Consider the following 19,889-nt stretch of genomic DNA (forward strand, 5'->3'; position numbering starts at 1 on the left):
TGTGATTTTAGTTAGTAAGCTTGGTCTGTCATAACCCAAGTTTGACTGCTTATAAGGTGCAGAAAGCTGCATGTCTTAGGATATAAATAACGTATGAATATTGAAGATTATATTAAGCAACAAAAGCTTGAGCCTTTATTGCAAGCCAAGCAAGTATTGATAGTATATGACACAGATCAAAGGTATCGAGAGATCTGTCTCAGTATGGCACAAGATACAACCATCGTGGTAGATACAACTGAGTCTAGTATTATTAGTCGTGCAGCTGCCCTAGATGCACTTAGCAAGATTGGAACAAAAGAGGTCGATGAGCTGCTAGTATACGTGCCTGCCAGCCCACCATTAACTGATGAGCAGAAACAAATTGACCCATTCTCTATCTATGCAGAATGTGGCGCTGTATTTCCTGATCCCAAAAAAGACAGCGATAGCTTTTTATCAATCTGCCTAACAGCCAAACCAGATTATGCGGCTCAAATACGCAATATATTTAAAGAGGATAGTAGCCCAAGCTTTGCTGTTATTAATGCAATAGGGGGCGGGGATAGCTGGCCAAACTTGAAGTCGTTATTAAATACAGATTCGGCCAATGAAATTATTCTGGCGTTGCTGCATCCTAATGACATGCAAGAAGCTGCACTTAGTAATAGTGATAAAGACCCCCAAATTTGGATTAGTGAAGCCGAGAGGCTACTAAAAGCTATTATTGGTCTTAATCTGAAGAAGACACATAGTAAATCTTGGTCAGTTATATCTGATGAGCTGTGGCGTTATGTTTTATTTAGTGAGTTTGTGTTTGATTTGCCAGAATCACTGCCTTCTAAGCTAGAGGATGTGGCTAGAGCAGATGATAATGCGGTACCTACCATTGAAAAGATATGTGCAAGACTTCGCAATGATATACGAACGAGAGATATCTATATAGATAAAGCTCAGGAAGTCGAAAGGGATCTAGGTTTGGCTGCTATTTGTCAAAGTATTAGTGATCTAGGCGTAAAAGACACCTTCCCGTTTGAAGAAAGAACTTTCTTATCCACAGCAATAAGCGCCATGCAGCGACATGATATGCGGGCAGCGCGAGATATTATCTCAAGACAGTCTGATTCTGTATGGATGAGCCGGGGTGAGAGTCAGCTACAGTGGGATTTATTAAGATCTGCATTGGCCTTGTTAGAATCCTGTACTGAGTATGAAGGGATGATTCCAAGTAAGGCTCGGAATATGGATCAGCTTATCGAGCTATATACTAGCCATTTGCGTGAGGTGGACCGTCTACACCGTGAGTTCGAGCAAGCGGTAACTTTATGTAGTGGGCAAGACTTTGAAGAAATAACCAAGCCAATTCAAGCTCAAGCTCGCCAACGATACGGCAAGCTGATGGAGAAAGTTCAATCGTTATTTACTCGGTATTTACAAAATGAAGGTTGGCCTGTCTTAGGTTATCTCCCCAATACTGATGTATTTGATAAACTAGTAGCGCCAAAATTACAGCAAAATGGCTATAAAGTGGCCTATCTGATGGTTGATGCTTTACGCTATGAAATGGGTATGGCTTTAAAGGAGCAGATTGAGAACGAAGGAGCGGTTGAGATAACGACAGCATTGGCTCAATTACCCAGTATAACCTTGGTAGGCATGGCAAGCTTACTTCCTGGTGCCAGTACAGGGTTTAGATTAGAAAAATCTGGAAAAGATATTGTACCTTATATTGACGATCAAGAAGTCAAAACAGTTGAGCAACGTATGAACTTAGTACGAAAGCGCTATGGTCAACGGTTTGATGAAGGAAGGCTTGAGAAATATGCGCGAGGTACAGGTAAGAAAGTTGATGAGAACGTTGAGTTGTTTATTCTTCGGTCAGTTGAGATAGACAGTCAGTTTGAAAATCACCCCGAAACAGCACCTGATGCAGTGACTAGTGCGCTCAAAAACATTCGCACAGCCATCCTTAAACTAAAAGCGATTGGATTTAATGAAGTTGTTATAGTGACTGATCATGGCTTCTTTATGAATACGCATGCAGAAGCGGGTGATACTTGTAATAAACCGCAAGGCGACTGGAAAGTAATTCATGAGCGCTGCGTATTAGGAGATGGTGATAGTGACTTGCATCACTATCGCCTAAGCAGTGAGCAGGCAGGAATCAAGGGTGACTTTAAGCAAGTTGCAGGACCGCTTTCATTTGCCACTTATAAATCAGGCATGCTTTATTATCATGGTGGAGCATCACTTCAAGAGTGTGTTGTTCCGGTTATTACAGTGAAGCTAGATGGTTCAAAAGATAGCCAGGTTTCGGTAGAGAAATTCAAAGTGGCCATTAATTACAAAAATGGCGCTAAAAGAATTACCACAAGAATGCCGGTAGTAGCACTTACATTACAAACCGAAGATATGTTTTCTGTAGATGCGCAAGTAGAAGTCTTGTTAGAGGCACATAATAAAAAAGGTGAGATAGTTGGCGAGGCAAAAACCGGGGGTCTGGTTAATACTGCTACAGGTACCATTATGATGACACCGAATAATGAACAAAAAATAACTCTGAAAATGGATATGGAGTTCGAGGGTAAGTTTATCTTAAAAGCGTTTAATCCTTCGACCATGGCAGTATATGAGCAGATAGAGCTTGAAACAGATTATACGGTGTAAATTATGGATGCTTTAGACAAAAAACTAAATGAGCTTTTTGATGGCAAAGTAGTCAGAAAAGACTTGGTACATCGGATCAAAAAAGGCACGAACGTTCCTACATTTGTGCTTGAGTTTTTATTGGCACGGTATTGTGCGAGCGATGACCCAGATGAAATTAAAGCTGGTATGGAAGCCGTATTAGAGACTTTAAATGACAATTATGTGCGGCCCAATGAGGCAAATCACGCACAGTCTAAAGTAGCTACTAAAGGTAAATTCCGTTTTATTGATAAAGTGCATGTGAACTATATTGAAAAAGATAAGAGGCACTGGGCAGCTTTAGAAAACTTCGACTCTAGAAGAATTGCTATCAGTGAAAAATATTACAAAGATCACGATCGTCTTTTACAAGGTGGGCTCTGGGCGGAAGTAACCATTGCTTATAACGATATTGAAGAGGATGATTACGCTTTTTATATTGAAGACTTACGACCGATTCAGCTCAGCCGTTTTAATTTCAACCAGTACTGTGAAGGGCGAGCTCAATGTACCCGTGATGAATGGCTCAGTTTTATATTACGGTCTGTCGGCCTAGAACCTGACAAGTTAACGCAACGAGTTAAGATGCATTTTTTAGCTCGTTTAATGCCTTTAGTGGAGCCAAACTTTAACTTCATTGAGCTTGGCCCACGAGGTACAGGTAAGTCGTACTTCTTCAGTGAATTTTCACCTTACTCTACGTTAATCAGTGGTGGTCAGGCAACTAAAGCGACTTTATTTTATAATAACCAACGCAAACAAATTGGATTAGTAGGATTCTGGGATACGGTTGCTTTTGATGAAGTTGGTGGTATCAAGATTAGAGATCAAGATACTATTCAAATTATGAAAGACTTTATGGCGAATGGTCGCTTTTCTCGAGGGGTGGAAGTCATTGCAGATGCTTCAATGGCTTTTGTGGGTAATTTAGATTTATCAGTAGAGCAAGTCGTAAATTCCGAAGTGTATGATCTTTTTCAGCCACTACCTAAAGAGTTTGATTTAGCAATGATGGACCGTTTTGCTTGCTATTTACCAGGGTGGGAAATGCCTAAAAATAGTAGCGAGTTTTTAACAAGCAACTATGGGTTTATTACAGACTATATAGCGGAAGCATTTCATTACCAGTTAAAACAGACTAATCGTTATGAAGAGGTGAGTAGCCGTATTAAATTAGGTAATGCAGTAGAAGGGCGTGACGAAAAAGGTATAAAAAAAATAGTTGCTGCATTCCTTAAGATATTACATCCAGATGGACCACCTAGTGATGAAGAGTTTGAAGAGTATGTGGTTTATGCCATTGAGTCTCGTCGTCGAGTAAAAGAGCAAATGAATAAGCGTAAGTCAGATGATGAGTTTGCAAAAATTAATTTATCTTATATCAATACTAAGGGTGAAGAGGTTATCGTTTACTGTCCAGAATCGCGTTTTGCGCTTGCAACACAAGATCCTTACCGTAGAAATATCCATGTCGATCATGATTTAAGCTTTGGAAAACAAGATTTATCTGGCACTAAAGAAAAGGACAATCCGGTAACTATTAAAGAGTCTGTAGCATATGTAGATGATTCAGCCATACTGAGCAGAGGAACTGAAGCTCAAGATGTTGATCTTTTGGAAGATAAAGTAGTAGAGAGGCACTTTGAGATTCGCTACGGTGATACTGGGTATAGTTATGAATCAATAATTGGACCTTATTTGAAGGGTGTCAAATCTGTTGAAATAGATGATCCATATATTAGAGCATCTCACCAGGTTCATAACTTTGTTAGGCTTTGTGAAGTTTTTGTCAAAGTACCAAGTATTAAAAAAATTGTATTAGTGACTAGTTACGATCAACAAACTGACGTCAAAGAAATGTCAGATCGTTTAGGTGAACTTAAACAAAGCCTTTTGGAACTTGATATTGTACTTGAAGTTAAGGTCAATGAGGATTCACATGACTGTGAAATTAGACTGGATAATGGCTGGATTATAAAAATTAGTAGAGGATTAGATTTTTATCAAAAACCTGAGCTTTCGTTTGGTATTGGTAACAATGACTTAGCCTTAAGGAAATGTTTAGAGACTAAGGTGGATATCTTTAAAGCTTAAAGGCTCACTCAAATCTTAAGTTTAACTATTAGCACAGGCCTAATAAGGCACAGAATCTGGGATACTCTTAATAGTAATCAATAACCATACATGATTCGATTTTATAATTTAGGCCATTAAATGTTAGATACATTAGAGTACAAATGTATCAGTGATACCGTTGTACTCAGCATAATCTAATGTTTTTATATAAAGTCTTGTATTGCAATGATTGACGTGTTTAAGTAATTGAGTGAGCCTGGAAACCAGTTGCGTGTTCTACTTATTTCTAAGTCACCTTACCACCAGTATTCCCCAAAAATCGACTTACAGTTTCTGATATACCCGATAAAGAGTTTTCACTAACATCGAGTTGTTCCAGTGCTTGTAGGTTGGTAATGCTGTCGGGTAAACTTTGCAGACCATTTTGATATAGGCCAAGACTTTTCAATTGATGTAGATTTCCTATGGAATTTGGCAAGGTTTTGAAATCAGAAGCACGTATGTCTATCTTTTCAAGGTTTGTTAAATTTCCGATACTATCAGGCAAGGCTTTCAATTTTTCGTTAGCATACAGCTCAATACTTGTGAGTTTGCTTAGATTGCCAATAGCGTCTGGTAACTCCTGAACCTGCGTTCCTCTCATATCAAAATGGGTAAGCGATGTTAGATTTCCGAGCTCATCAGGAAACCTCTCCAAGCTTTTTGAAAAGATATTAAGCGATTTAAGATTCTTTAACTTACACAGTACCTTTGGGAACTCAGTAAAAGAGCACTTCATATAAACCAGCGTCTCTAAGCTATCTAATTGAGCAATCTCTTCTGGTAGTTCATTAAAACCTCTTAGTCTAAGGTACTTTAGATTTGTTAAATTGCCGATAGCGCCAGGTAATGGCTTAGTAGACTCACTTTCGCTTTGTAATACTGATTTATTATCAATATAGCTATAACGTTTAGATTTTCCATATCCCAAATCCAGTCGCTCTAACTGGCGTAATGCTTCAGGATCACGAGGTACAGTGCTGTCAGAGCTGCCTTCTATATTATGGTTATCAATCCAGTCCCATATCTCTGTCATCCAGTCTTCAACGCGCGTATCTTGATTGCGAGTGGCGTTGTTATGTTGGTTGGTTTTATCACTATATACTGTCATAAGGTTACCTTTTAATAATCGTTAAATGAGGTGAGTGCATTCGAATTTTTAGCTGGTCTTATTACTGTGCGTCAAACTGCAGAGTGGATGGGCATAGTAATAAACCAAGGTAAGCCATATGCTTAACAAAGCTTGGTATACCAGTGGCTGAGACTGATAAAGGTTTATGAAGCCATTTAGAGGGTTTGCTTAAAAAAGCGGAATAGCATAAAGCGCTCATAAGACTCAGTAACTGAGTATGAGGAGAATGTTTGAGAAATATAAAGGTTGGAATCAATCGACTGGAAGTAGTCATAAAGAAATCTCCTGTTGCTCTGTCTGTGCCAAATTGAAACGACACAGTCACCTTACAGAGCGAAAAGGAGTTGTGCGTTTTACCAGTCTTTGTTTTTCATCGCGCTGGAAGTAGCCGTAAACCCACGATGTTTTTTTATCATAACAAGCTCTTTATTATTTGTCAAAATTGAAATTGAGCGGTGCTAAAGAAACCCTAGAATTAAAGTCGGTAAACTAACGACTCGATGAGGAGTTTACTATGACTAAGAAAATAAGAACTTATAGCACAGAATTCAAAGCCGAAGCCGTAAAGAAGATAGCATACAATAACGGCAATATTTCAGCTAGTGCAAGGCAGCTAAGCATAGCAATGCAAAAATTATCTAACTAGCAGAACAAAGCGAATGAAGATTGTCGTATACTTTCAGCATGTTTAGTCTCTAGCAGTACTGAGGCGGCTCAGCTATAAGTGGTCTATTGATAGGTGTAAAGGGCGAAATAGCTAGTTACCTTGAAGTATAAAATGTAAGATCCGACTAAAATCTATGGCATACCTAATTTCAATAAACTAACTAATGTGATAATAAATGAATTTAGACAGTATAAGGAAAATGGATAAAGGCGAGCTACATGTTCATCTAAATGGCTTAGTAAGCACTGAAGTTATAAAAAAAATGGTTGAGAATGAGTTATGTGAAATACCTGAAAATTTTGACTTGAGTGTGGATTTAAACGTATTAAGGCCTGCAAAATCGCTTGTAGACTATCTGCTACCTTGGCAAGTGTTAAGACTTATACCAAGAAATAGAAATAGTCTTAGACTTATCGTAGAAAGTGCATTTGAAAACCTGAAGGCTGACAGTGTTTCTTTTGTTGAAATTCGGAATAGTGTAATTTATATAGCTTCTCTTAATCATATTTCTGTAGATAACGCTCTATTTTGGCTTATCGAGGAGATAGAGGAAGCATCACATAAATATCAGATTAAAGCAGGTTTGATCCTAACAGTCTCTAGAGGTATTCGTACTAATGAACATCTTAAGATGTTACTTCAAGCATATAAAAACCTTAGTTTTCCCGAATGTGTTATAGGACTTGATCTTGCAGGTAACGAAAACATTGACCCTCCGAAAGAGACAGCTCCTTCGTTTCTAAAAGCTAAATGTGAGTATGGTCTTAAAATTACTATCCATGCTGGAGAAACAGGCAGTTACGAAAATATTAGGAAAGCTATTATAGAGTTTGGTGCAGATCGGATTGGACATGGGACGGCAGCAGCGAAATCGGATGAGGTTATGGGGCTACTCAAAGATAGAGATATATGTCTTGAGGTGTGTCCTATTAGCAACAGACTGACCAAAGCAGTTGGTGAATATGAAGATCACCCTGTCAAAATTTTCATTGCTAATGATGTGCCTTTTGTGATTTGTTCTGACAATCCAGCAATTCATGCTTCTTCTCTTAGTTTTGATTATTACAGATTCCTATGTGAAACGAATAGTGAACAACATCTAAGATATATGTATTTAAATCAGAAAAAATATAGCTTTCTAGAGAGAATATAATGAAAATTCGATTTCTTACCAAGAATGATCACAAAGCGGCTGAAGTTAATGCAATCCTTATGGAAACAGGTTTTGAAGTTATAGCCGCTAAGCATGTAATTAACGAAATTCAAACTGAAGACGTTAACATGCTCGTTAGAGATAAAGTCTTAAAAGCTTTTGAAATAGTCGGGCGTCCGGTGTTTGTTGAACATACAGGGTTATATATAGAGAGTTTAAATGGATTTCCAGGAGGTTTAACTCAAATATTTTGGGATAAACTGCAAGCAGACAAATTTTCTGAGCTTTTTGGTTCTTGTGAAGATAATAGGCTAATAGCAAAAACAGTTATTGGTTATTGTGACTCTATGAAAATACATATGTTTGAAGGAGATATCAGAGGGACGGTTGTTGATAAACCAAGAGGAAACCGTAATTTCCAATGGGATTGCGTTTTTATTCCAGAAGGAGAGACGGAGACGTTTGCAGAGATGGGTTCACGCAAAAATGACATTTCAATGAGAAAAATTGCGTTTGATAAATTTAAATCATTTTTGAAGGACTCTACAAAATAATGGAACAACTTCTATCATCCTTTGAACAAGGAAATGTAATACTATTCGTTGGAGCAGGTGTTTCAATGAACCTAGGCTTACCTTCATGGAGAGCACTGATTGATAAAATTGCTGAAGAGTTGGACTATGATCCTGATATATATCAAACTTTTGGAAATAACGAAACCTTAGCGGAATACTATAAACTTAAAAAAGGTAGCATCGGGCCATTAAGAAGTTGGATGGATAGAAACTGGCATGCAGATAGCATTGATATCTCCACATCAAAAATCCATGAGTATATTGCAAGAGCCAAGTTTCCTATAATCTATACAACAAATTATGATCGCTGGATAGAGAAATCATTAAGTCATTATGAAATGCCATATACTAAAATAGTTTCTGTGTCCGACCTAACTAAAGTAGATAGCAACAGTACTCAGGTCGTTAAATTTCATGGTGACTTTGATGATGATAGTTCGATAGTACTAGGTGAAACAAGTTATTTTGAACGTCTAGAATTTGAGACGCCGTTAGACATAAAGCTACGCGCAGACGTTTTAGGTAAGTCAGTTTTATTTATTGGATATAGACTAGATGATATCAACTTAAGGTTTCTGTTCTATAAATTAGCTAAGTTATGGAAGAATAGTTCCAACGGAAATTCACAGCCTAAGTCATATATTTTCTCTCCTAGACCTAACCCTATCCAAGAGACAATACTTGAACAATGGGGAATAGATGTAATTTCTTCAGAAACTGAAGATTTAGGTTATGCTCTTGAAGAGTTTCTTAGTAAGTTTCAGTCAACTGAATGAGAGTGTAGAAGTCTAATAAATTTAAACTGTATTTAAGAGAAGAAATGTTTCGCACGAAAAAGCCAGGCAACCTAAGCTGCCTGGCTTTGATATTTATAACAACTTATCTATGATTATGTTCCTGCCATACAGCATGCTCACATACCTCACAGCACCAACTGTCTTTTGCTCGCATGTATGGGATGTCTGCTGGTATCTGTAAAGGGCACACATAACCACAGTACTCGCATCGCACATCATCTAAATAAGCAAAGCACTCACTGATTGTCTTGAACAGTACTTGAGCGCTAATCTTATACTTTTCACAGACCGTGTCTACATGCGCGATATAATCACTTTCGTTATCATATGCCCAGTAATCCTCACAGATTTTTAGATCGCGTGCGTTCTGCGTCATATTCGGCTGAAGTTTTACACTCATCACATTCTCCTTAGTAGCCGACATAGTCAGACTGCGGTAATAGCTCATAAAGCTCGCTCTGAAGCTGACAACGCATATCCTCTATCACATAGCCAAGATTCGCATCCAAACGCTTCTGTACCCATACACGCATCGCCATATCGTTATCAAAGCAGCGCTTTACTCCCAAGAAGCGAGTGAGGTTATGACCCGATGAAACATACAACTCACGCATCAGTACATTAGCAATCTCATTCGCATCATCACTGATTGCACCGTCCCGTTTAAACTCACCAAACAGCTCTTCATAATTGATAATTGTCATAGTGACGTCTCCTTGTCTGTTTGTGCACTCGTAGCTGTTCCTTCAGTTTCAAAGCTATTTGATGCGCTGGTCAGCTTCTCTTTGCTCGCCAGTAGCAAATTATCCATGGCTGAGCCATCTTGACGGGTGATATCAGGCACATAACGGCTATACACCCGAAACAGCATCTCCGTACTACTGTGACCCATCTGCCGAGCGATCCACTCAGGGTTCTCACCAGCAGCGAGCCAAAGCGTCGCTGCGGTATGTCGAGTCTGATAAGCACGCCGGTGCTTGAGACCGAGTAGGGCAAGGGTGGGTTTCCATACCCGCCGATTCACATTACGGTACTCCATCGGATTGCCTTGTGAATTGCAGAACACAAACTCTGACTTACCAAAGGTACGTGCCTTCTGCTCTAGTAGTGCGTCATAGACCAACTGCGACATTGCGATATCACGTTGTGAGCCTAACGTCTTTGTCGGACCCATCTCACCGTTGACTAACGCACCACGTATACTGATCTCACGGCGATCAAAGTTAATACAGTCCCACTTGAGCCCATCAATCTCACTGGTACGCATCCCAGTAAAGAAGCGAGTAGTATAGTAGGGCTTATAGTCAGCACGGACATGCTTTAAAATCAGCCATACCTCACTCAATGTAAACGGGTTTACATCCGGACGAGCTTGTTTGAGATTCTTAATATTTTTATAAGGCATCTCAAACTCATGGCGATCTGACGCTTCTTCTAGTATCATACGAAGAAGTATCATAATCTGATTGATTCGTGCTACTGACAGACTTGACTGACCATCTTTACCGTAACGAACTTTGGCGAGAGAGCTACGGAAGGTCAGCAAGTCTGGTTTTTTTATCGCATGTACTGCTTTACCACCAAACTCAGGTAACAAGTACTTGTTCAGAATAATCTGCGTCTTTTGCCGATAGCTCGGCCGCCATTCAATCTTCTTCTCCTCATACCAAATCTCTGAAAACTGCCTAAAGGTAGGGTTGCGACTGATACAAGCTTCCGCTCTATCAGCCAGTGCATTCATTTCCTGCGCTCTTTCACTCTTTGGGAAGTAAGACGCGTAGTCAAAGATACCTAGGGTGATTTCAGCTTCCATTTTTTTCAAGACTTGCGCTAATTTTTTACGATTAGCTGGATTGTCTTCTAAACTGGTTTTCTCTCGACAGCGCTTACCTAAGTAGCGGAAGTCAACGACCAGCTTGCCAAACCGTCCTCGCATAGTAGCCATAGTAATTCTCCTTTTATTACTGAAGTGCCATACCGTTGATGGCGCTCATAACCGGCTTGCACATATCCTCTTCGATACGCTCCCATACGTACAAAATCTTGCGGCCGCCGAAAGGACGAATGTAATGGATGTTTTCAATCAAAACAGTGTCTTTCATTTGATTGCGGATAGTACGTGCGTCGTACTTGATGCGTTCAGCTAACTCATCAGTTGTTAAATAAGTATTGCTCATGGTGTTTACCTCTTTTCAGTTATTAAGTCATTGCATTAAGTGATAGAATAGAAGTTATTTTATCAGCCTGTAAAAATGCACCTTTGAAGTATCAGTTATAATTTACCCGCTTAGAGGTAATTATTAACCGATTTGTGTACTATATTACCTTTTTACCTCAATGTAAAGCATTTTTACCCGAAAAGAGGTATTAATTATGATTGTGTCTAAACTCCCTGTGATTCTGGCAGAGAAAAAGTTGCGTGTAGCAGATGTTGTAAGAGCAACAGGTATGAGTAAATCAACACTTCATAAGCTATACAATGAAGAGTCATCAAGAATTGACTTCAATACCATCGACCAGTTATGTGAGTTTTTAGATGTACAGGTGGGTGACTTATTTATTTATAAGCCAAATAATAAAGATGATGAAGAGTCTTGAGGATCTTCAAAATTGAAAAAGATGTGCAGAGGAATAAGTGGTAGAGCCTTATATATATGACGTTCCAAGGCCTAAAATTAAGGTTGGGGTTATTTTAAAAACTTACTTTTTCATGATTTGGTCACGTTTTGGTCACGCTATGAGCTCAATATAAAAAAGCAGTAAAAAAGGAAAAGCGATGTTAAGAAAATATTTCTTAGCATCGCTTTTTATAAAGATAAGAATAATAAGTTGGGGTCAATTACGAAATCAGTGTTTATAGCGTGGGCACGAAATGGTCACGTTTTGGTCACGGTGCTGATTTTTGAGCTTTTAATATATTAGATAAACTTAGCAATTAGACTGAATAACTAATACTGGAAAACGCTGTAGCCCTTAAAACTCGGACAAAAAAAAGCCTCACTGTTAAGTGAGGCTTTTTAAGTATTTGGAGCGGGAAAAGAGATTCGAACTCTCGACCCCAACCTTGGCAAGGTTATGCTCTACCACTGAGCTATTCCCGCTAATAATCAATTAACTATCGTCAGTTGATGAAGGCGTATTATACGCAATTTTTTTTGTCTGTCAACACCTAGCGCGAAAAAAATGAAAGTTAGCAAAACAGGCATGTCATCCCGCCCTTAATTTATGTTATAACAGTTTATTATAATATGCATTCCAAAAGCTTTGTATGGAAGAAATAGGCTGGGATGCATTTTATAAGAAATTCCATTCTTATTGATAGTTATCAATATTTACAATCGTAAGCATTAAGGATAAAAAATGAGTCAACAATATACCATCGCGGACTATTTATTTGATCGTATCGCGGAAGCGGGCGCAACTGAAATATTTGGTGTGCCTGGTGATTTCAATTTAACGTTTTTGGACAATATTATCGCTTCTGATAAATTGCGCTGGGTGGGTAATACCAATGAGCTAAACGCAGGTTACGCGGCCGACGGCTACGCACGAGAGCGTGGGTTTGCGGCGATGGTGACAACCTTTGGTGTCGGTGAGCTATCAGCGATTAATGCCACCGCAGGCTCTTTTGCAGAGTATGCACCAGTGCTGCATGTGGTCGGAGCGCCAAGTACTGCGCTGCAAGATTCAAAACGCCGCATTCACCATACCTTAGGTGATGGCATATTCAACCATTTTATCAAAATGGTCGAGCCAGTTACCGTGGCACGAGCGCAAATTACGCCAGAAAATGCCGCTTCAGAGATTGATCGCGTCATTCGTCTGGTATTGAAAAAGCATCGTCCTGGGTATTTAATGCTATCACCAGACGTGGCAAAAATGCCCATTTACCCGCCAACGACTAAGCTTGATGACAGCCAAGAAGATATCACTAGCCAAGCGGCGTTGGCAGATTTTAAAAAAGCCCTGATAGAGTTTTTGCCAAATAAAACCACGACATTGATGGCAGACTTAATGGTGCATCGATTGGGATTACAAAACCAGCTAAAAGCTTTGATTGCTGATACCGATATTCCTTATACGACATTATCGTGGGGCAAAACTTTGCTTGATGAAAACAGTGATCGTTGGGCGGGAACTTATGCGGGCGTGGCATCGCGTCCTGTGGTTAAAGACGCGGTAGAAAATTGCGAATGTTTGATTAAAATTGGTGTGCAGTATACTGACACAACGACCGCAGGTTTTAGCCAAAATATCGATGAAAAAGTCGTGGTTGATTTACATTATGAGCGGGCATCGATTAGCGGTCAGAATTTTGCTCCCATTGCGTTAGAGGACGCCCTACAAACATTGCATGAAGTCATGACCTCAGGCATTAATATCGTACCTAAGCAATTTAGCAAAAAAAGACAGCCGCATGAGCAAAACGGCAAAGACGATGAACCGATTCGCCAAGATGATTTGTGGCACATCATCGCCGATGCGCTTGATGATAAAAATTTGGTGTTCTCTGACCAAGGTACCGCCTATTTTGGTATCAGTGATGTGCGTCTGCCAGAAGGTGTGACGTCTTATGGTCAACCGATGTGGGGTTCGATTGGTTATACCTTGCCCGCCAGTTTGGGCGCTGCCATTGCCTCACCGCATAAGCGCAGTATTTTATTGATTGGTGATGGTTCGGCGTTATTAACGGTACAAGAAATTGCCGTAATGATTAAAGAAGGCATCAATCCAGTCATTGTACTGATTAACAATGACGGCTATACTGTTGAGCGAGCGATTCATGGGGAAAACCAGCGCTACAATGATATCCCTAAATGTGATTGGCAGATGATGCCAAAAGCCTTTGGCGCGACAGAAGAAAACAGCTTAATGCTGAAAGCAGAAACCGCTGGCGAATTAAAAGCAGCTCTCGAAAAAGCGGCTGCTACCAAAGATAAACTGGTGATGTTAGAGGTGATGACAGATAAGCATGATATTCCGCCATTATTGGCTGATATCAGCGCTGCCCTTAAGCCTAAATAGCCTAAGTAAAATACTTTTGTTAAAGTGGATTCATATCTATAATTTAAAAGAAATAATGATTAAGCCTTTATAAATAAGAAAAGCCCTATTTGGCGTCATGCTAAATAGGGTTTTTTTATGTTGAAGTACGATAGTTTTATGAGGTTGGCGATTTATAGATTGAATAATTTATTATCAACCATTTTGCTCAGGGCGTTCATTGTCGTGATAAATTAAGCAATTAACACATGATAGGAGATGGGCCATCATGATTTGGCTAAAAATGCTTATTGGCGCTTTGATGGTATTACTGATTCAACTTTTTGCGCAGACGCGATTCTTTTATTTGGCAGCCTTGGCACCGCTGTTTCCCACGTTTACTTTGATTAGCCATTTTATTGTTGGCACTGAGCGTAGTGCTGCTGATTTAAGGGTAGCGCTGATTTTTAGCATGCTGGGTGTCATACCGCATCTTATTTACACCTTTGTGGTATTTTTTAGCATCAGCTACGTCAGCTTATATAAAGCGCTTTTATTGGGCGTGGTCGCTTGGACGGTGGCAGCGGCTATTCTAGTGATCGCATGGCAATATATTCAAGCTTAGAATGGGTTAAAAACGTCATTATTTTCTATCATTCGAGCAAAAGTAGTGTTTTAGAGCTGATAAAGCACATCAAACGATTCATACATGATTAACAATGGGTTTTAAGACGATTGCTATAAATATAGGCTCTTTAGCTTTGGTCAACGATATTATTCTTAAGGACAGTTTCATTATTTTATCTGCAATGTTAAACACAGCGCTATCTACTGCAAAGTAAGGCTCACGCCAATATCAAGGGCACGAATAGGGTCATTACTAAGATCAGCACTATCATAACCATTCAACTCGTTATCACTGATAAAAATAGGGCTTAAAAAAAGATGGATACCTTAAATATCCTGTATCTCGTAGGGGCAGTTTTAATTTTTGCCAGTATCATGGCAAGTACGTTATCAGCGCGTTTGGGCGTTCCGCTATTATTGTTGTTTTTAGTCGTTGGGATGCTTGCTGGTGAAGAAGGCATCATGGGGATTGAGTTTTCTCAATATGGTATTGCTAACTTTGTTGGGCAGGCGGCGCTGGCGTGTATTTTGTTAGATGGTGGACTGCGTACCTCCTTTAAATCTTTCCGAGTTGGATTAAAACCGGCTATTACGCTTGCCACGTGGGGCGTACTAGCAACGGTCATGATACTGGGCATATTTGTTACTTGGCTGCTTGATGTCGATTGGCGCTTTGGTTTATTGATGGCGGCAATCGTTGGTTCGACCGATGCAGCCGCGGTATTTTCATTGCTACGAAATGGCGGGGTAAAGCTTAACGACCGCGTCCAAGCCACGCTCGAATTAGAATCTGGTGCCAACGATCCGTTAGCTATTTTATTGGTAACAGGATTAATTGCTTTAAATGTTGACCCTGCTGGGCAAACGGTATTAGGCTTTTTAGGGTTACTATTACAGCAGCTTAGCTTTGGCCTTGGTATGGGATTACTGTTTGGATATTTACTAGCGAGGTTATTACCTAAGATACGACTGGCAGAAGGCATGTATGCCATTTTGATATTGTCTGCTGGCTTGGCGGTATTCGCGGCGACCAACTTAATCGGTGGTAGTGGGTTTTTAGCGGTTTATCTGGCGGGGGTGTTGATTGGTAACCATAAAGTACGCTCAACCGAGCATGTCATGCGGGTGATGGACAGCTTTGCTTGGTTATCACAAGCAGTATTGTTTGTGGTGCTAGGTTTATTAGTCACACCATCAAACGTGATTAACGTTTGGTATTATTCGGTCGCTATCGCCGCCTTTATGATTTTGATTGCCCGTCCTATCGCGGTTTATAGCAGCGTGAAGCCGTTTAAGTTTAAAGACAGAGAAATAGGGTTTATTTCTTGGGTTGGCTTGCGCGGTGCAGTTCCTATTACTCTTGCTATTTTACCAGTGATGGCGGGCATTAATAATGCTTTTATGCTGTTTGATATTGCCTTTGGTGTCGTGGTTTTATCTTTAATTTTGCAAGGTACAACCATTCCTTTTATGGCAGATTTATTTAAAGTACGTATTCCCAATAATAAAGACCCCGAAGAGAAGCATGAGGTTTGGGTATCTGATAAGGCAAGTATTACTTTATATCAATTTCAGGTAAAGTCAGGAGCATTTGCGATTGGACGCCATCCCAGAGGTATCTCTAACCATGTCAATCCTGATGAGATTAGTATTTTTGCCTTGGTACGTCAGCAGCAAATTGTGATTGTTGATGAAGATACCAAGCTTAAATTTGGCGATAGCGTTTGGTATGCGATGCGAGGCAACCATGCCAGCCAAATTGCTAAGATTTTTAATGATACGACCTTGGATCGTAAAGCCATCGATGATTTTTATGGTGATTGGCTACTATCACCAAGTGTCAAACTTGGCGATTTGCCATTTTTTACTGGGGTGATGACCTCCGAGTCTTTGGTTGATAAGCTTAAATCTAAACCTGAAAATAGCGAAAAAAATATGTGGGCGCAAACGGTTGCTGAATATGTCAAAGATAGCTTGGATACCGCGCCAGTATCGGGTGATATGGTGGCGATTAATGATGAATGGTCGTTGGTCATCAAAGAAGTTGATGATAACGGTAAACTTAGAACGATTGGCTTAAAACATGAAAACTTAGCCAAACCCGCTTAATCAATAATATTGTCAATAGTTTGCAAGATGACAGAAGAATAGGTGATGAGTGGTTGGGCGGTTAATAAATGATGGTTATGTCTGATAAGAAACCTATTTTTTAAGAAATCTATTTTTAAAACAAAAAAAGCCCTGTCAAATTGATAGGGCTTTTTCTTGTGTATTAAGCTATTTTTACCGCTCAATTACCACATCAAATCATCTGGAATCACATAAGCGGCATAAGGATCATCTTCTTCTAGCTCAGATTCCGTTTTATCATTCGATACCACGATAAAGCCTTCTAGTTTCGAGTTGATACGGTCAGCTAATGGGCGAGGGAGTAGCGCATAATCGTCTTCTAAACGCGCAATTACTACGTGTCCTGCCACGATTTGGTCATATAGCTTTTGAGTAATATAAACCTTTTTAATCTTAGTATCATCAACGAACTGATAGCTGACTTCACCGTCTGTCTCAGTGATTTGGTGTTGCTGAATCATTTGAATAACATTGGCTCTTAGCGTTTTTTGTTCTAAAAGTTGCTGTTTTTCCTGATTGAGCTTTTGATCTTTCTCTATCTTTTTGGCTTGCGCTTCTGCCAAGGCTTTTTTGGCTTCAAGGTTTGATACATCGCCGGTGCGCTTGGCATGTTGTGACTGTTTGCTGATTTTTTTGGCTTTTTTGCTATCCACCAATCCAGCTTTTAAGAGTTGTTCTTGTAGGGCGTTTTTGGCCATGTTTGTGTTACCTAAATAAATTACCTAAATAAAATTGGCTAAATCGTAGTATCTAAAAAGTTATGGTAGCAAATTTTACGCTGATATGTCAGTACATTGAGATTTCTAATGGCTTGTTTTAGGCTTAGCTTGAACGGGTTGCATTATAAATTTAGCGAAAGCAGGAACAGATGCTTAAAATGAGACAATTTTCCACAACCAGTTTTCCACAATTAATAATGATAATTTTTTAGATGTTCTAGCCAAAAAAAACGGTAGTCACACATAAAGCATAACTACCGCCGGAGAAGACTTTGAGAACAGTACAATTAAAACTTAAGCAGCAGATTTATTAAAACGTCTACGATAAATGCTACGTAGGATTGGCATAAATACCATCAAAATAGCCAATAACCATAGCACTATAGTAATCGGGCTGCTCCATAAGATACTTAGCTCACCTTGAGAAATAGATAGCGCGCGTCTTAGATTAGATTCCATAAGCTCACCCAATACATAACCCAAAATGAGCGCTGATAATGGGAAGTTTAACTTACGCAAGAAGTAACCGAATACCCCAAGTGCGACCATAAATACCAAATCAAAGGTCGTGCTATGAATCGAGTATACGCCTACAAAGCTGACCGCAGCGATGGCTGGTACTAAGATATAGTTTGGCACATTAAGCAGTTTGGCAAACAAACCAACCAATGGGATGTTCATTACGAGCAAAATCACGTTACAGATAAATAAAGACGCAATCAGACCCCAAACGATATCAGGCTGCTCCGTAAATAACTGCGGTCCCGGCGTGATATTATATAAGGTTAAAGCGCCCATCATGACCGCTGTCGTACCCGAACCCGGTACCCCAAGCGTCAACATTGGCACAAATGAACCGCAAGCTGACGCATTATTTGCCGCCTCTGGCGACGCCACGCCGCGCAGATCACCGTCACCGAAAGTACCGGTATCACCAGCGATTTTGCGTTCACTGGCATACGTCATAGCACTTGCAATGGTCGCGCCAGCACCGGGTAAAATACCAACGACAAAGCCCATTAAGCCGCTTCGTAACATGGCGCCCAAAGAGAACAGAAATTCTTTAAAGTTTAATAAACTACGTTTGCCTTGCTCAATAACCTTGTGACCCGTGGTGGTTTTTTCGAGTAGGATTAAGATTTCACTGACACTAAAAAAGCCAATAACGATGGTAGTAAATTGGATGCCATCGGATAGGTGAACCGAATCAAAAGTAAATCGGTAAATGCCAGTCACTGCATCGACACCAACCGTCGCTAAGCCAAGACCAATAAGCGCTGAGATTCCTGTTTTAATGGGTTGATCACCGACCAAACCACTCAAACAGGTAATCGCAAATACCATTAAGACAAAGTATTCAGCCGGACCAAAAGAGATGGCCCATTTAGCTAATAAAGGCGCGAATAAAACCACACCGATCGTGGCAATCGTGGCACCAACAAAAGAGCTTACAGCAGATAGCGACAGCGCAATACCCGCTTTACCTTGCTTCGCCAGTGGATAGCCATCTAACGTGGTCATAATGGCGCCAGCATCACCTGGTACGTTAATGAGGATGGCGGAGATACGACCGCCATATTCACAACCAAGATAGACCGCGGCAAGTAAGATTAGCGCACTCTCTGGTGGTAACCCAAGCGCAAAGGCGAATGGCAGTAAGATTGCCACACCGTTGATTGGACCAAGTCCAGGCAACATACCCACAATCGTTCCTAAAAAAGCGCCGATAAGTGCAATCAGTAGGTTTTCTGGCGTGGAGGCAATCGCGAAGCCATGCATTAAAAAATTAAAAGTATCCATATTGGCTATCCTCTTATCCCTGATAACAATCCAAGTGGTAACTTGACATCTAACAGAATGTCAAATAAGACGTACAAGCCAATACTGATTAACACTGAAAAGATAAAGCTTTTAAGCGGTTTGCCAGCAAAGAGTAAACCGATGGCAAAAGACATCAGAATGGTGGCAAGAATAAAGCCCAATACCTCAAAAATCAAACCATAGACGAGTAATGCAAGCGCACAAAGTACCAAGTTTCTAATAATTGGTTTGGTAAGCCCTAATTCTATCGGCTTAGTAAAGCTCGCTGGACGAAAAGCAACGACTAAAGCGCCAAATGCCAGCAATGAAAAGATTAAGATGGGGTAAGGGCGCGGGCCAATTGGATCATAGGCGATAGGAGCGACATAGCCAATGGCTAAGTATATTAAAAATAAGCTCACCAGTGCCATTAGCCCAGAAAATAAGCGTTCTATAGTCATAAGAAGACTCCTAGGATTTTAGGGCAAAAAGGCTGGCATATCTATTTTTTGCCAGCCTTTTCA

At 40.0% G+C, this 19,889-nt stretch carries 16 protein-coding genes, 1 tRNA gene and 1 pseudogene; 10 read left to right on the forward strand and 8 right to left on the reverse strand.

The window, feature by feature from the left end; genetic code table 11:
* Positions 1-93: 93 nt before the first annotated feature.
* A complete protein-coding gene (locus B4K26_RS04085) occupies positions 94-2,646 on the forward strand; it encodes a PglZ domain-containing protein (protein ID WP_296243727.1) in 2,553 nt (850 codons plus the stop codon).
* A gap of 3 nt (positions 2,647-2,649) precedes the next feature.
* Complete coding sequence (brxL, locus tag B4K26_RS04090) at positions 2,650-4,761, forward strand: BREX system Lon protease-like protein BrxL (RefSeq protein ID WP_296243728.1); 2,112 nt, start codon at positions 2,650-2,652, stop codon at positions 4,759-4,761.
* Positions 4,762-5,029: 268 nt separating this feature from the next.
* On the opposite strand, the gene B4K26_RS04095 is transcribed toward brxL, so the two are convergent.
* The gene (locus B4K26_RS04095; RefSeq protein ID WP_296243729.1) at positions 5,030-5,893 is read right to left on the reverse strand and encodes a leucine-rich repeat domain-containing protein; all 864 of its coding nucleotides are present in this window, start codon (positions 5,891-5,893) and stop codon (positions 5,030-5,032) included.
* Positions 5,894-6,428: 535 nt separating this feature from the next.
* Between B4K26_RS04095 and B4K26_RS04100 the strand changes: the two are divergent.
* The 4 genes and pseudogenes from B4K26_RS04100 to B4K26_RS04115 all read left to right on the forward strand — a co-directional run.
* Positions 6,429-6,557, forward strand: a pseudogene (locus B4K26_RS04100) (transposase); the annotation flags it as partial.
* Positions 6,558-6,756: 199 nt separating this feature from the next.
* Positions 6,757-7,734 carry an adenosine deaminase family protein gene (locus B4K26_RS04105; RefSeq protein ID WP_296243731.1) on the forward strand — a complete coding sequence of 326 codons (978 nt, stop codon included), beginning with the start codon at positions 6,757-6,759 and terminating at the stop codon, positions 7,732-7,734.
* Positions 7,734-8,288: a non-canonical purine NTP pyrophosphatase gene (locus B4K26_RS04110; protein ID WP_296243732.1), complete on the forward strand. Its 555-nt coding sequence runs from the start codon at positions 7,734-7,736 to the stop codon at positions 8,286-8,288. Before B4K26_RS04105 ends, B4K26_RS04110 begins: the two co-directional genes overlap by 1 nt.
* Positions 8,288-9,085 (forward strand): SIR2 family NAD-dependent protein deacylase, encoded by a 798-nt coding sequence (locus B4K26_RS04115; RefSeq protein WP_296243733.1) that lies wholly within the window; start codon positions 8,288-8,290, stop codon positions 9,083-9,085. The genes B4K26_RS04110 and B4K26_RS04115 overlap by 1 nt, the downstream gene beginning before the upstream one ends.
* Positions 9,086-9,516: 431 nt before the next feature.
* On the opposite strand, the gene B4K26_RS04120 is transcribed toward B4K26_RS04115, so the two are convergent.
* From B4K26_RS04120 to B4K26_RS04130, 3 genes are read right to left on the reverse strand one after another with little or no spacing between them, the layout of a single operon-like run.
* Positions 9,517-9,810, reverse strand: coding sequence for a hypothetical protein (locus B4K26_RS04120; RefSeq protein WP_296243734.1), 294 nt, complete (start codon positions 9,808-9,810; stop codon positions 9,517-9,519).
* On the reverse strand, positions 9,807-11,051 hold the full coding sequence (locus B4K26_RS04125; protein WP_296243735.1) for a site-specific integrase: 1,245 nt from the start codon (positions 11,049-11,051) through the stop codon (positions 9,807-9,809). Before B4K26_RS04125 ends, B4K26_RS04120 begins: the two co-directional genes overlap by 4 nt.
* A gap of 16 nt (positions 11,052-11,067) precedes the next feature.
* Positions 11,068-11,283: a hypothetical protein gene (locus B4K26_RS04130; RefSeq protein ID WP_011513303.1), complete on the reverse strand. Its 216-nt coding sequence runs from the start codon at positions 11,281-11,283 to the stop codon at positions 11,068-11,070.
* Between the two features lie 196 nt (positions 11,284-11,479).
* Here B4K26_RS04130 and B4K26_RS04135 point away from each other — a divergent pair, with 196 nt between their 5' ends.
* A complete protein-coding gene (locus tag B4K26_RS04135; protein ID WP_062844818.1) occupies positions 11,480-11,704 on the forward strand; it encodes a helix-turn-helix domain-containing protein in 225 nt (74 codons plus the stop codon).
* 428 nt (positions 11,705-12,132) lie between these two features.
* Here the strand turns inward: B4K26_RS04135 and B4K26_RS04140 are convergent.
* Positions 12,133-12,207, reverse strand: a tRNA-Gly gene (locus B4K26_RS04140).
* Between the two features lie 259 nt (positions 12,208-12,466).
* Here B4K26_RS04140 and B4K26_RS04145 point away from each other — a divergent pair.
* The 3 genes from B4K26_RS04145 (at position 12,467) to B4K26_RS04155 (ending at position 16,825) form a co-directional block, all read left to right on the forward strand.
* Positions 12,467-14,131: an alpha-keto acid decarboxylase family protein gene (locus B4K26_RS04145; protein WP_296243737.1), complete on the forward strand. Its 1,665-nt coding sequence runs from the start codon at positions 12,467-12,469 to the stop codon at positions 14,129-14,131.
* Positions 14,132-14,378: 247 nt separating this feature from the next.
* A complete protein-coding gene (locus B4K26_RS04150) occupies positions 14,379-14,714 on the forward strand; it encodes a GlpM family protein (RefSeq protein WP_296243739.1) in 336 nt (111 codons plus the stop codon).
* Between the two features lie 320 nt (positions 14,715-15,034).
* Positions 15,035-16,825, forward strand: coding sequence for a potassium/proton antiporter (locus B4K26_RS04155; protein WP_296243740.1), 1,791 nt, complete (start codon positions 15,035-15,037; stop codon positions 16,823-16,825).
* 185 nt (positions 16,826-17,010) lie between these two features.
* On the opposite strand, the gene B4K26_RS04160 is transcribed toward B4K26_RS04155, so the two are convergent.
* The 3 genes from B4K26_RS04160 to B4K26_RS04170 form a co-directional block, all read right to left on the reverse strand.
* The gene (locus B4K26_RS04160; protein ID WP_296243742.1) at positions 17,011-17,544 is read right to left on the reverse strand and encodes a DUF2058 domain-containing protein; all 534 of its coding nucleotides are present in this window, start codon (positions 17,542-17,544) and stop codon (positions 17,011-17,013) included.
* 315 nt (positions 17,545-17,859) lie between these two features.
* Positions 17,860-19,365, reverse strand: a complete 1,506-nt coding sequence (locus tag B4K26_RS04165; protein WP_296243743.1) for a tripartite tricarboxylate transporter permease — start codon at positions 19,363-19,365, stop codon at positions 17,860-17,862.
* Positions 19,366-19,370: 5 nt separating this feature from the next.
* Positions 19,371-19,826 (reverse strand): tripartite tricarboxylate transporter TctB family protein, encoded by a 456-nt coding sequence (locus B4K26_RS04170; RefSeq protein ID WP_296243746.1) that lies wholly within the window; start codon positions 19,824-19,826, stop codon positions 19,371-19,373.
* Positions 19,827-19,889: the final 63 nt, after the last annotated feature.

The organism is Psychrobacter sp. UBA6766 (assembly GCF_002453355.1).
GTDB lineage: Bacteria > Pseudomonadota > Gammaproteobacteria > Pseudomonadales > Moraxellaceae > Psychrobacter.